Annotated in this window: 11 protein-coding genes and 2 pseudogenes; 6 read left to right on the top strand and 7 right to left on the bottom strand. The window is 72.0% G+C overall.

Annotated elements, in window-relative coordinates:
- The first annotated feature begins 125 nt into the window (after positions 1 to 125).
- On the top strand, positions 126 to 1,187 hold the full coding sequence (locus BJF80_RS06595; protein WP_075812402.1) for a hypothetical protein: 1,062 nt from the start codon (positions 126 to 128) through the stop codon (positions 1,185 to 1,187).
- Positions 1,184 to 1,645: an SRPBCC family protein gene (locus BJF80_RS06600; protein WP_075812404.1), complete on the top strand. Its 462-nt coding sequence runs from the start codon at positions 1,184 to 1,186 to the stop codon at positions 1,643 to 1,645. The genes BJF80_RS06595 and BJF80_RS06600 overlap by 4 nt, the downstream gene beginning before the upstream one ends.
- Before the next feature lie 88 nt (positions 1,646 to 1,733).
- On the opposite strand, the pseudogene BJF80_RS06605 reads toward BJF80_RS06600, so the two are convergent.
- Both BJF80_RS06605 and BJF80_RS06610 read right to left on the bottom strand, forming a co-directional pair.
- Positions 1,734 to 4,350 (bottom strand): annotated as a pseudogene (locus tag BJF80_RS06605) (DEAD/DEAH box helicase).
- Between the two features lie 19 nt (positions 4,351 to 4,369).
- Positions 4,370 to 4,870 carry a LysM peptidoglycan-binding domain-containing protein gene (locus BJF80_RS06610; RefSeq protein WP_075812420.1) on the bottom strand — a complete coding sequence of 167 codons (501 nt, stop codon included), beginning with the start codon at positions 4,868 to 4,870 and terminating at the stop codon, positions 4,370 to 4,372.
- A gap of 82 nt (positions 4,871 to 4,952) precedes the next feature.
- Here BJF80_RS06610 and BJF80_RS06615 point away from each other — a divergent pair, with 82 nt between their 5' ends.
- Positions 4,953 to 5,369 (top strand): hypothetical protein, encoded by a 417-nt coding sequence (locus BJF80_RS06615; protein WP_075812406.1) that lies wholly within the window; start codon positions 4,953 to 4,955, stop codon positions 5,367 to 5,369.
- A gap of 44 nt (positions 5,370 to 5,413) precedes the next feature.
- Here BJF80_RS06615 and BJF80_RS06620 read toward each other — a convergent pair whose 3' ends face one another.
- The 5 genes from BJF80_RS06620 to BJF80_RS06640 all read right to left on the bottom strand — a co-directional run bounded on the left by BJF80_RS06620 (position 5,414) and on the right by BJF80_RS06640 (position 9,360).
- Positions 5,414 to 5,947, bottom strand: coding sequence for a cysteine hydrolase family protein (locus BJF80_RS06620; protein WP_075812408.1), 534 nt, complete (start codon positions 5,945 to 5,947; stop codon positions 5,414 to 5,416).
- Positions 5,948 to 5,951: 4 nt separating this feature from the next.
- Positions 5,952 to 6,254: a DUF3349 domain-containing protein gene (locus BJF80_RS06625; protein WP_075812410.1), complete on the bottom strand. Its 303-nt coding sequence runs from the start codon at positions 6,252 to 6,254 to the stop codon at positions 5,952 to 5,954.
- Position 6,255: 1 nt separating this feature from the next.
- The gene (locus BJF80_RS06630; RefSeq protein WP_075812412.1) at positions 6,256 to 6,558 is read right to left on the bottom strand and encodes a hypothetical protein; all 303 of its coding nucleotides are present in this window, start codon (positions 6,556 to 6,558) and stop codon (positions 6,256 to 6,258) included.
- Positions 6,558 to 7,784, bottom strand: a complete 1,227-nt coding sequence (locus tag BJF80_RS06635; RefSeq protein WP_075812414.1) for an inorganic phosphate transporter — start codon at positions 7,782 to 7,784, stop codon at positions 6,558 to 6,560. Before BJF80_RS06635 ends, BJF80_RS06630 begins: the two co-directional genes overlap by 1 nt.
- A gap of 103 nt (positions 7,785 to 7,887) precedes the next feature.
- Positions 7,888 to 9,360 carry a purine-cytosine permease family protein gene (locus BJF80_RS06640; RefSeq protein ID WP_075812416.1) on the bottom strand — a complete coding sequence of 491 codons (1,473 nt, stop codon included), beginning with the start codon at positions 9,358 to 9,360 and terminating at the stop codon, positions 7,888 to 7,890.
- Between the two features lie 47 nt (positions 9,361 to 9,407).
- Between BJF80_RS06640 and BJF80_RS21095 the strand changes: the two genes are divergently transcribed.
- The 3 genes and pseudogenes from BJF80_RS21095 (at position 9,408) to BJF80_RS06650 (ending at position 10,944) form a co-directional block, all read left to right on the top strand.
- Positions 9,408 to 9,644 carry a hypothetical protein gene (locus BJF80_RS21095; protein ID WP_321166355.1) on the top strand — a complete coding sequence of 79 codons (237 nt, stop codon included), beginning with the start codon at positions 9,408 to 9,410 and terminating at the stop codon, positions 9,642 to 9,644.
- A gap of 30 nt (positions 9,645 to 9,674) precedes the next feature.
- Positions 9,675 to 10,280 (top strand): annotated as a pseudogene (locus tag BJF80_RS21100) (endonuclease/exonuclease/phosphatase family protein); the annotation flags it as partial.
- 61 nt (positions 10,281 to 10,341) lie between these two features.
- Positions 10,342 to 10,944, top strand: coding sequence for a hypothetical protein (locus tag BJF80_RS06650; protein WP_075812418.1), 603 nt, complete (start codon positions 10,342 to 10,344; stop codon positions 10,942 to 10,944).
- Positions 10,945 to 11,136 lie beyond the last annotated feature (192 nt).

Here is an 11,136-nt window from a genome sequence, read left to right on the forward strand (position 1 = left end):
TCCTTCGAGTAGGCGTGTGGTCAGAGACCGCCATCATCGAAGGAGCCCCGCTCCGTCCCCGGATTGGGGCCACAGGGTGGGGAATTTCAGTGAGCAGAACTGGGGAGAATCACCTGAGCGCCGTCATGCTCACCCTCGCCGCCGCGGTGGCCATCGCCGTCGTCATGGTGTGGCGGGAGGGTGTCCGCGCCTGGCTGACCGAGCCGCCCTTCTGGGTGGTCCTGGGGCTGGCCGTGGTGCAGTCGGGCCTGCGCCAGGTGCTGACCCGCCGTCTCGCCGACGCCGAGCGCTACCTCACACCCGACCCGGCGGGGGTCGCGGCCCGCACCGCGATCCGCAACGAGGGCCTGGAGCTCATGCGCCGGCTGCACGCGGCGGAGGTCTACGACAAGGTCGTGGTCGTCGGTCACTCGCTCGGCTCGGTCATCGGCTACGACATCCTGCGGCTCTACTGGGACGAGGCCCGGCACCCGGCCTTCGAGAAGATGGGGCCGCAGCCCGAGGCGGAGCGGCTGGTCCTCGACTACAGCGACCCCCTCGGGCTGGAACGCGGCGAGGTCGACGTCTTCCAGCACGTGCAGCGCCGGCTCTGGCGGGAGTGCCGCCAGCGGGGCGTCCCGTGGCTGGTCACCGACTTCGTCACCCTGGGCTCGCCGCTCGCGCACGGCCGGCTGCTGCTGGACACGCGGGCCTCCTCGCTGCAGCGTCGTCAGGACGACCTGGAGCTGCCGATGTGCCCACCGATGCCGTCGCTGGCACCCACCGCGGAGGCCGACGACCGCTCCGGCGCGTTCTACCCCACCGTGCTGCGCAAGGGCGAGCTGGAGCGCACCGCGCTGGTCGGCAACCACGGGGCACCCTTCGGGCCGACCCGGTGGACCAACCTCTACTTCCCGCGGCGGGCCTGGCTCTACGGCGATCCGGTCGCCGGGCCGCTGCGGCCGACCTTCGGGACCGGCATCCGCGACCTGGCGGTGCACCACTCGGGGCCGCACCGACGCTGGTGGCACCGGCTGCTGCCGATGCACGCGCACCTGCGTTACTGGGCCCCGCTGCAGGGTCCGCCGCGAGAGCGCGCGGGTACGGTGGAGAGCGTGCCGGCGCTGCGGGCCGTCCTCGGTCTGCAGCAGGAGGACCAACCCGGCGACGAGGAGCAGGACCACCATCGTGCGGGAGGGACCCCATGACCGAGCCGACCACCTACCCCGGCCCACGGATCGTCGTCGCGCAGGACCTGCCCGTGCCCGCCGATCCCGTCTTCGAGGCGTGGACCGACGAGGCGGTCCTGGCGACGTGGTGGTGGGCCGGTCTGCCCGACACGCAGCACCAGGTGTGCGCCGAGGTCGGCGGCGACTTCGCGGTGAGCTCGCAGGTGGCCGGGCTCGCGGGACGCGGGCGCTTCACCCGGCTGGAGCGCCCCTCGCTGCTGCAGATGGCGTGGCGCTGGGAGACCGGTGAGGGTCAGGCGCAGGACGACCTGGTGACCGTCGAGCTGCGGGAGCACTCCCACGGCACCCTCGTGGTCCTCACCCACGAGATCGCCGACGCCGACTCCGACACGGCCATGCGCGACGGCTGGCTCGGCGCGCTCACCGCCCTCGCCGCACTCTTCCCGGCCTCGTCCGAGCGCGGCAGCGGCCACTGAGCGCCGGCTCGTCACTCCTGAGCCGGGTCGAGGAGGCTCTCGGCTGACGAACCGGCTCCTAGACGCGATACTGGGGGCGGGTCCGGCCTCAGAGCCGACGGAAGGCCGTCGCCAGCAGCACCGGCTCACCCACGGCGTCCGAGGCATCCAGGTCGCACTCGGCCTCGATGACCCAGTCCAGGTCACCCTCGGGGTCGCTCACCGTCTGGCTGACCCGCCAGACCCGCGCGGCCCGCCCGTCGGAGATCTGCGCCTGCCCGGCCGGGACCGGCTCGACCCGCAGGTGCTGGGGCCCGCGGGCGTCGGCGTCGAGGACGACCTGGTCGTGCTCGTCGTAGAAGGCGCCGACCGCCGCGTCCCAGTCCTCCCGGCCCATCAACGGCTCGACGGCCTCCTCGGGCAGCGCGGCGACCTGCGCCTCGAGGTCGCCCAGCGCCTCCCAGGCGTCGTCGGCGACCAGCTCCACCCGGCGCCACATGGCGTTGCGCACCATCACCCGGAAGGCCCGCTCGTTGCCGGTGATCGGCCGGGCCGGGACGGCGGGTGCACCCGCGGCCTCGCGGGCCGCGGCCTCCGCCACCCGCTCGGGGTCGGTCAGGGCCTCCCACTCCTCCAGCAGCGAGGAGTCGGTCTGCCGGATCGTCTCGCCGAGCCAGTGCACCAGGTCGTGCAGCCCGTCGGTGTAGGCGGACTCCGGGACGGTCTGCCGCAGCGTGCGGTAGGCGTCGGTGAGGTAGCGCAGCACCACGCCCTCCGACCGCGCCAGCTGGTAGTAGCCGACGAACTCGGTGAAGCTCATCGCCCGCTCCCACATGTCGCGGACGACGGCCTTGGGCGACAGCGCGTCCTCGCGCACCCAGGGATGGGACTGGCGGTATACCGCAAGGGTCCCCTGCAGCAGCTCGGCGAGCGGCTGCGGCCAGGTGACCTCCTCCAGCAGGGCCATCCGCTCGTCGTAGTCGACACCGTCGGCCTTCAGCTGCGCGACCGCCTCCCCGCGGGCGCGGTAGCGCTGTGCCAGCAGGATCGGCATGGGGTCGTCGAGCACGGACTCCACCACCGAGACGACGTCGAGGGCATACGTCGGCGCCTCGGGCTCGAAGAGCTCCAGGGCCGCGAGGGCGAAGGGCGCCAGCGGCTGGTTGAGCGCGAAGTTCTCCGCGACCCCGGGCGCGAGGTCGATGCTGCGGCCCTCCCGCTGCCCCGGGTCGACCCGCACGAGCACGCCGGTGTCCAGCAGCGAGCGGCCCAGGGCGATCGCGCGCCGCGCCAGCCGGTTCTGCGCCGCCGGGGTCTCGTGGTTGTCCCGCAGCAGCGCCGACAGGTGTTCGACCGGGTCCCCACGACGGGCGACGGTGTTGAGGATGACGGCGTGGTCGACCTTCATCTTCGACTGCAGCGGCTCCGGCTCGGCACCGACGAGCTTGGCGTAGGTCTGCTCGCTCCAGGAGACCGAGCCTCCGGCGGTTTCTTCCGCTGCACCCGCTTCTGCTTCTTGGGGTCGTCCCCCGCCTTGGCCAGGCGCGCGCGTTCTCGATGGCGTGCTCCGGCGCCTGCACCACGACATACCCGGAGGTGTCGAAGCCGGCCCGGCCGGCCCGACCGGCGATCTGGTGGAACTCGCGGGCGCGCAGGACCCGCTGCCGGGTCCCGTCGAACTTCGCGAGCCCGGTGAAGAGGACGGTGCGAATGGGCACGTTGATGCCGACCCCGAGGGTGTCGGTGCCGCAGATGACCTTGAGCAGACCGTCCTGCGCGAGCTGCTCGACGAGCCGGCGGTAGCGCGGGAGCATGCCGGCGTGGTGCACGCCGATGCCCTGCCGGACGAGCTGGGACAGGGTCCGCCCGAAGCCCGCGGTGAACCGGAAGGCGCCGATCCGGGTGCGGATCGCCTCCTTCTCGGCGGCGTCGACGAGCCGGGGCACCGAGAGCAGCGACTGCGCGCGCTCCAGCGCCTCTCGCTGGGTGAAGTGGACGACGTAGACCGGCGCCTGGCGCTCCTCCAGCAGCTCGGTGATCGTGTCCGGCACCGGGGTCATCGCCAGCTCCGGGGCGAAGTGGAGCGGGACCGGCCGCTCAGCCCCGGCCACCAGAGCGGTCTGCCGCCCGGTGCGGCGGGTGAGGTCCTCACGGAAGCGCGTCGTGTCGCCGAGGGTGGCCGACATGAGCACGAACTGCGCCTGCGGGAGCGTGAGCAGGGGGACCTGCCAGGCCCAGCCGCGCTGCCCGTCCCCGTAGTAGTGGAACTCGTCCATGACGACGACGCCGAGGTCGGCGCCCTCCCCCTCGCGCAGCGCGATGTTGGCCAGCACCTCGGCGGTGCACACGACGATCGGGGCGTCGGCGTTGACCGCGGCGTCGCCGGTGAGCATCCCGACGTTCTCCGCGCCGAAGACCCGGCAGGCGTCGAAGAACTTCTCGCTGACGAGGGCCTTGATCGGCGCCGTGAGGAAGGCCACCTCGTCGCGCGCCAGCGCGAGGAAGCAGGCTGCGGTGGCGACCAGCGACTTGCCGCTCCCCGTGGGGGTGGCGAGCACGACGTTGCTGCCCTCGAGCAGGTGCAGCAGCGCCTCCTCCTGGTGCGGGTAGAGCTCGGTCCCGCGCTCCCGCGCCCAGTCGGCGAAGGTGGTGAAGAGCGCGTCAGGGTCGAGATCGGCGGCGCCGTCGCGGGGCAGGCTCGCGGTGAGGGTCTGGTCGGTGGGCATCACCGCCCATTGTGGGCGATCAGCCTGCCGTGCGCGGCACCCGCACCACCTGACCGACGGAGATCACGTCGGGGTCGGTGATCGTCCCCGGGTTGGCCGTGACCAGCCGGTGGTAGAGGCTGCCGTCGCCGTAGTAGTGGTCGGCGATCCCCCACAGGGTGTCGCCGGCGACGACCGTGTGCTCCTGGTAGACGGCATACCCGGGCACCACCTGCGGACCGTGCACCACCTGGACGGTCTGGGTGTCCATCTCCCCGTCGCCGTCCCGGGGCGAGGGCCAGAAGACCTCCACCGTCAGCAGCGGACGCGTGAAGGCCGCGCCGGAGAGGTCGACCTCGACCTGGAACTGCCCGTGCCCCCCGACACCGTCACCGGCGCTGAAGTGGCCGACGACCTCGTCGTGGCCCTCGCTGACGCGGTAGTTGAAGGTCGCCTCGAAGGCACCGCCCGCCGTGCCGGCGACGAGGAGGGTGTCGGACACGAGGTCGTACTGCTGCGGTTGCTGGATCCGGATGCTCACGGGCACCACCTCTTTCCGTGACGTCAGGATACTCCCGCGGTCCGCCGCGCGGAAGGCACCGCCCGTCGGGCACGATGGGCGCATGCTCAGCGTCGACCTCGCCCGCCGCCTGCACGACGCCGGTCTCATCTGGTCGCCGTTGGCCGGCGACCGCTTCGTCGTGGACCGGCCCGGGCTCTCGCACGACGTCTTCTATCTCGCCGACATGACGGTGGAGGTGCACGAGTTCGTCGGCGGTTCGGTGATCGGCTTCAACGGCGTCGCCGAGTGGGCGCTCGACTCGGTCGCGCTGGACGACACGGTCTGGCTGCCGCGGGAGGACCAGCTGCGGGCGGTGCTCGGGCACGACTTCGTGGGGCTCGGCAAGCGTGGGACCGAACCGGACGACGTGTATGCCGTCGTCGCGCTCGTCGAGGGCGCTCCCCAGACCTTCACCCACCGCGACGCCGAGGAGGCCTACGGCCGGGCGACCCTCGCCGTGCTCGCGCACCGCCACTGACGCATGACGCGCGCTCGACCGGGTCCAGTGGCCGCGGTCGATGCTCAGCGGCGGATGGTGACCTGTGGGGCATACAGCTCCATGGCCGCCAGCGCGCGCTCGTGGGCCTCGTCGGTCGACCCGGCGCAGGCCGCCGCGACGACCTCGACCGTGCACCCGGTGTCGGCGGCGGCCAGCGCTGTTGAGAGAACGCAGCAGTCCGTGGCCACGCCGGCCAGGACGAGGTGCGCGTCGGCGCCGACGACCTCGCGCAGGCCCTCCCCCCACTTGCCGAAGGTCGGCTCGGAGACGGTGTAGGGCAGGTTGAGCTCGGCGATGTCGTCGACGAGGTCGAAGAGCGGGTCGAACTGCTCCCGGTCGGCGAAGGGGAAGCGCTCGAAGTAGGGCACCCAGGAGCCGTGCTTGACGTGCGGCGGGATCCACCGCGTCTGCACCACGCGCTCGCCGGCGCCGTGCTCGGCCACGAGCTCGCGGATCGGCCCCACCGTCTCCGCGAAGCGCGGGGCGCACCACTCCGAGGAGGGGTCGGCGAAGATGCGTTGCGCGTCGACGACGACGAGCCAGGGTGCGGTGCTCATGGCGCTAGCGTACGTCCGGGTCCGCCAGCGGCCAGCCCCCCGCGGCCAGGTGAGCGGACACCCGGGCGACGTCCTTGTCGGTGGCCTCCTGCAGGGCATACGACCGGATGAGCTCGCGGATCTGCTCCTGGGTGACCGCCCCGTCGCTGTCGGCGAGGAGCTCGGTGACGATCGCCTCGATGTCGTCCTCGGTCAGCTTGCGGCGCAGCACCCCCAGGAGGGCGACGTAGTCGCCGTCGGGCACGCCCTCGGGGTAGCCGGCCCGCAGCCACTCCACGACCCGGCGGAGTATGCCTGCCCGCTCCACCTCAGGCTCCCTTCTGCAGCGTCGGGAGCACGCCCTCGAAGACGAGCTCGTAGCCGAAGCCCGAGGACACGATGACGGCCAGGCCGAGGAGGACCCCGACTACCACCAGCACGAAGCAGAGCCAGGCGACCGGTCGCAGCCAGGGCCGCGGGTCGGAACGGTCGGCCTCGGCGTCGGCGCCCTCGGCCAGCGCCAGGGCGCGGATGCCCAGCGCGAAGACCAGCGGGAGACCGGCCCCCAGCAGCAGCCCGGCGAGGAGCAGCTGCCCGCCGCCCGTGAGCCAGAGCCCGAGCAGGTCACCCATCAGCGACCCCCTTCCCTCGGGGCGCGGCCGTGGCTCTCGACCCACTCCTCGTTGACGTTGGTGTGGTCCACCGGCGCCTGCCGGGAGCGGCGCCACATGACCCCGACCGCGACGAGGAGCAGCAACGTCATGACCAACGCCGCCAGCGCGCCGCCGCCGAGCAGGTGCCCGAGGAACCAGGTCGCGGCACCCGCGATGCCCGCCATCGGCAGCGTGATGAGCCACGCCGTCACCATCCTGACCGCCACGCTCCAGCGCACCTCCGCCCCGGGCTTGCCCACCCCGGAGCCGAGGATCGATCCGGTCGCGACGTGCGTCGTGGAGATCGCGAACCCGAGGTGGCTGGCGGCCAGGATCACCGCGGCGGAGGCCGACTCGGCCGCCATCCCCTGCGGCGAGGAGATCTTCACCAGCCCCTGCCCCAGGGTGCGGATGATGCGCCACCCCCCGAGGTAGGTGCCCACGGCGATGGCGAACGCGCACGAGGCCTTGACCCAGAAGGGCACGCTGCCGGTGTCGGTCCAGTGCCCGGTCGCCAGCAGCGCGAGCGTGATGATGCCCATGGTCTTCTGCGCGTCGTTGGTGCCGTGCGCCAGGGACACCAGGGAGGCGGACCCGATCTGACCCCACCGGAAGCCGGCCGCGCGGTACTTCTTCGCGACGCCCTCGGTGACCCGGAACACGAGCCAGGTCCCCACGGTCGCCACGACGAGCGCGATGACCGGGGACATGAGCGCCGGCAGGATCACCTTGCCGACGACACCGTCCAGCTCGGACCCGTCGCCGACCCACTTCACCCCGGACCAGCCCAGCGCCGCCACGGTGGCGCCGATCATCCCGCCGAAGAGCGCGTGCGAGGAGGACGACGGCAGACCGAAGAGCCAGGTCAGGACGTTCCAGACGATCGCCCCCACGAGCCCGGCGAGCAGGATGAGCAGCAGCGCCACTCCCCCGTCGCCGATCAGCTCGGGTCGGGGCGAGCCGTCGGTGTCCTGGATGTTGATGACGGCGTTGGTGACCGTGAGGGCCACCTCGATCGACAGGAACGCACCGACGAGGTTGAGCACCGCGGACAGCAGCACCGCCGTCCGGGGGCGCAGGGCCTGCGTGGCGATGGAGGTGGCCATCGCGTTGGCGGTGTCGTGGAAGCCGTTGGTGAAATCGAAGGCCAGGGCGACCACGACCACCAGCACCAGGATGAGCAGCTCGGCGGGCACGAGGGACATTGTGCACGCCACGAGCGGCTTTCACCCATCGTTCACCGGGAGCTAGTTGACCCGGTCGCGTCCGGTATACCGGCCGCCGGGTCGGGCACACGCCCGCCGCGGCTCAGGCGGACTCCTGCCGGCGCACGATCGCGCGCCCGAGGGTGAGCCAGCCGACGAAGCCGATCCCGAGGGCGACCAGGACCCCCAGGTTGGCCCAGGCCCAAGTGCCCTCCTTGCCGCCCAGCCCGAGCGGGCCGAGGAGGTATCCCTGCCAGTTGTTCCAGGCGGCGGCGTCGGCGAAGAGGTTGATGACCAGGCCCCAGCCGATGACCGAGCCCACGATCATGAGGCCGATCGCGGTCCAGTTCCAGTCGCCGTAGCGGCCGCGCGGGTCGAAGAGCGCCCGCTCGTCGTAGTCCTTGCGGCGCAGCACCACGTCGGCCATGAGGATGCCCGCCCAGGCCGCGATCGGGACGCCGAGGGTGATGAGGAAGCTCTGGAACGGCGCCAGGAAGCTCTGCGCGAAGAAGACGACCCAGATCGTGCCCAGGGTGAGGATCGTCCCGTCGATGAGCGCCGCGGCGGGGCGCGGGATGTCGATGCCGAGCGAGAGCAGCGTCAGCCCGGAGGAGTAGATGCCCAGCACGGCACCGCTGACGAGCGCGAGCACGGCCGCGAGCAGGAAGGGGACGAGGAACCAGATCGGCAGGATCGTGGCGAGGGTACCGATCGGGTCGTTGACGATGCCCTCCTCGAGCTCGGGCTGGGAGCCGATGAGCAGCAGACCGTAGATGACGAGCAGGGTCGGTGCGAGCGCGCCGCCCAGGGTGTTCCAGAAGACGATGGCGCCGCCGCTGGCGTCGCGCCGCTGGTAGCGGGACCAGTCGGCGGCGATGTTGATCCAGCCCAGCCCGAAACCGGTCATGAGCATCACCAGGGCCCCGATGACGGACTCGGTCGAGCCGGCCTCGCGGGAGGTGACGGCGGCCAGGTCGATCCGGTCCAGCGTCATGAGGATGTAGGCGATGGTGGCGGCCCCGGTGAGCCACGTCAGGATCGACTGCAGCCGCATGATGGTGTGGTAGCCGGCGACGGACGCGGCCACGATGAGGGCGGCGATGACGGCGCAGGCGAGCACCTTCGTCGTGGTGCCGCCGCCCCAGCCGAGCTGGGTGAAGACGGTCGCCGTGGCCAGCACCGCCATGATCGCGAGGAAGGTCTCCCAGCCCATGGAGATGAGCCAGGAGAAGACGCCGGGCACCTTCTGACCCTTGACGCCGAAGGCCGCGCGGGAGAGCACCATGGTCGGTGCGGACCCCCGCTTGCCGGCGATCGCGATGATGCCGCAGGCGAGGAAGGAGGCGACGACACCGAGGACGGTGACGAGCAGCGCCTGGGTGAAGTTGATGCCGAAGCCGAAGACGTAGCTGCCGTAGCTGATCCCGAAGACGGACACGTTGGCGGCGAACCACGGCCAGAAGAGGTCGGCCGGGCGTGCGGTGCGCTCGGCCTCCTCGATGATCTCGATCCCGTTGGTCTCGACGAGGCGGCGCTCGGTCTCGCTGAGCCGCGCTGTCGCGGTGCTCTCGCTCATGGGGTGAACTCTCGCACAGACGTCCCCCTGCCCCCACCGTGTCCGGTATGACGACGCGCACGGCATACCTCTCCGTCCTGACCGTGACCGCTCTCGTGGGTGCCCTGGCCGCCGCTCCGGCGAACGCCCACGACCGTCCCGGGCGTGACCGCGGTGCCGTGGACCGCGACGTCCGGATCGCGACCTTCAACGCCTCGCTGAACCGCTCGGCCGAGGGCGACCTCGCGGCAGACCTGAGCAGCGGTGACGACGAGCAGGCGCGTAACGTGGCGCCGACCCGGTGAGCTACGCCTACGCCTACCTCGCGCCGGCCAACAGCGGAGTGCCGAGCGGGTACGACCTCAACAACGACGGGAGCGTCGGGGGACCGGACGCCGCCGACCTTCGACGGCGAGGAGGACCGCAACGGGCGGCGCAACCACGACGAGATCCGCTTCTGGTCCGACTACGTTGCCGGCGAGCGCGCCTCGTCCTACATCTACGACGACCAGGGACGCTCGGGCGGCCTGGGCCGGGGTGAGCGCTTCGTCATCGTCGGCGACTACAACGCCGACCCGGTCGACGGGGACTCGCGGGACGGCGCGATCAACCAGCTCCTGGACAGCCCCTCGATCCGGACCAGGGTCAGCCCCGGCAGCGAGGGTGGTGTGGAGCAGGCCAGGCTGCAGGGCGGGGCCAACGAGGAGCACCGCGCCGACCCTGCCTTCGACACCGCCGACTTCAACGACACCCCGGCGTCGGGCAACCTGCGGGTGGACTACGTGCTGCCGCGCCGCCAGCTCCCGGTGCTCGACGCCGCGGTCTTCTGGCCCACCGAGGACGACCCGCTGTTCCGGCTGGTCGGCACCTACCCGTTCCCCACCAGTGAGCACCGTCTGGTCTGGGCGGACCTGCGGCTGGTGCACCGGGACCAACACTGACCGGGAGGGGATCCGACCGGACCGCCCACGGGCGGCCGGCGCCCCGGCATACCCTGGGTGCATGACGGGGACTCCGGAGGAGCAGGGACCGCACGCACGGGACGAGGGACAGCCGGGCGCCGAGCGACCGCCGCTGCCCGGTCCCAGCGAGGAGACGGACCGGCCGATGACGATCATCGGCGGCCCGGCGGCGCAGGACTCGCCGGACTGGCGGCCGGAGCAGGGCGGTGCTGGCGCGGGCAGCGACGTGCCCGCTCAGCGCCGGGCCGATGTGCCCGCGCTGGCGACCCCGGCGCGGATCACGACCTTCTTCAGCTCGACCAAGCGGCTGGGCCGCTGGCAGGTGCCCGAGGTGCTGACCCTGTCGGGCGGGTTCTCCGAGTCGGTGCTCGACCTGCGCGAGGCGGTCGTCAGCTCCCCCGTCGTCGAGCTGCGGCTCAACGATGTCTTCTCCAGCTGCAAGGTGATCGTCCCGCGCGGCGTCGGGGTGGACGTCCCGGGCGGCAGCGCGCTGTTCAGCGACCTCAGCGGCGACTACGAGGGGGTGTCCGACCCGGGTATGTGGCGGCTCACCATCGTGCACAGCGGCGCCTTCAGCAGCGTCAAGGTCATCTCGCTGAACCCCGGCGAGCCCGAGCCGAAGTGGTGGCAGAAGCTCTTCTGAGGGGGGCGCGCCCGCGGTGCGTCTCGAACCGCGACATCTTCACGACTATCCCTTGACATCGAACATGTGTTCGATTAGCCTTGTGGGATCAGCACGAGGTGCTTCATCTGAGGGGGTGAGGGGCGTGGCGGTCGCGGCGATCGAGTCGGAGGGGTCGGCGGAGGAGGCGGCGCTGGGTGCGCTCGGGGCTGT

The sequence above is a fragment of the Serinicoccus sp. CUA-874 genome (assembly GCF_001942225.1).
GTDB lineage: Bacteria > Actinomycetota > Actinomycetes > Actinomycetales > Dermatophilaceae > Ornithinicoccus > Ornithinicoccus marinus.

Coding starts and splice junctions, on each gene's coding strand:
- BJF80_RS06595 (WP_075812402.1), top strand. CDS start 126: ATGCTCACCCTCGCCGCCGCGGTGGCCATCGCCGTCGTCATGGTGTGG.
- BJF80_RS06600 (WP_075812404.1), top strand. CDS start 1,184: ATGACCGAGCCGACCACCTACCCCGGCCCACGGATCGTCGTCGCGCAG.
- BJF80_RS06615 (WP_075812406.1), top strand. CDS start 4,953: ATGCTCAGCGTCGACCTCGCCCGCCGCCTGCACGACGCCGGTCTCATC.
- BJF80_RS06620 (WP_075812408.1), bottom strand. CDS start 5,947: ATGAGCACCGCACCCTGGCTCGTCGTCGTCGACGCGCAACGCATCTTC.
- BJF80_RS06630 (WP_075812412.1), bottom strand. CDS start 6,558: ATGGGTGACCTGCTCGGGCTCTGGCTCACGGGCGGCGGGCAGCTGCTC.
- BJF80_RS06635 (WP_075812414.1), bottom strand. CDS start 7,784: ATGTCCCTCGTGCCCGCCGAGCTGCTCATCCTGGTGCTGGTGGTCGTG.
- BJF80_RS06640 (WP_075812416.1), bottom strand. CDS start 9,360: ATGAGCGAGAGCACCGCGACAGCGCGGCTCAGCGAGACCGAGCGCCGC.
- BJF80_RS21095 (WP_321166355.1), top strand. CDS start 9,408: ATGACGACGCGCACGGCATACCTCTCCGTCCTGACCGTGACCGCTCTC.
- BJF80_RS06650 (WP_075812418.1), top strand. CDS start 10,342: ATGACGGGGACTCCGGAGGAGCAGGGACCGCACGCACGGGACGAGGGA.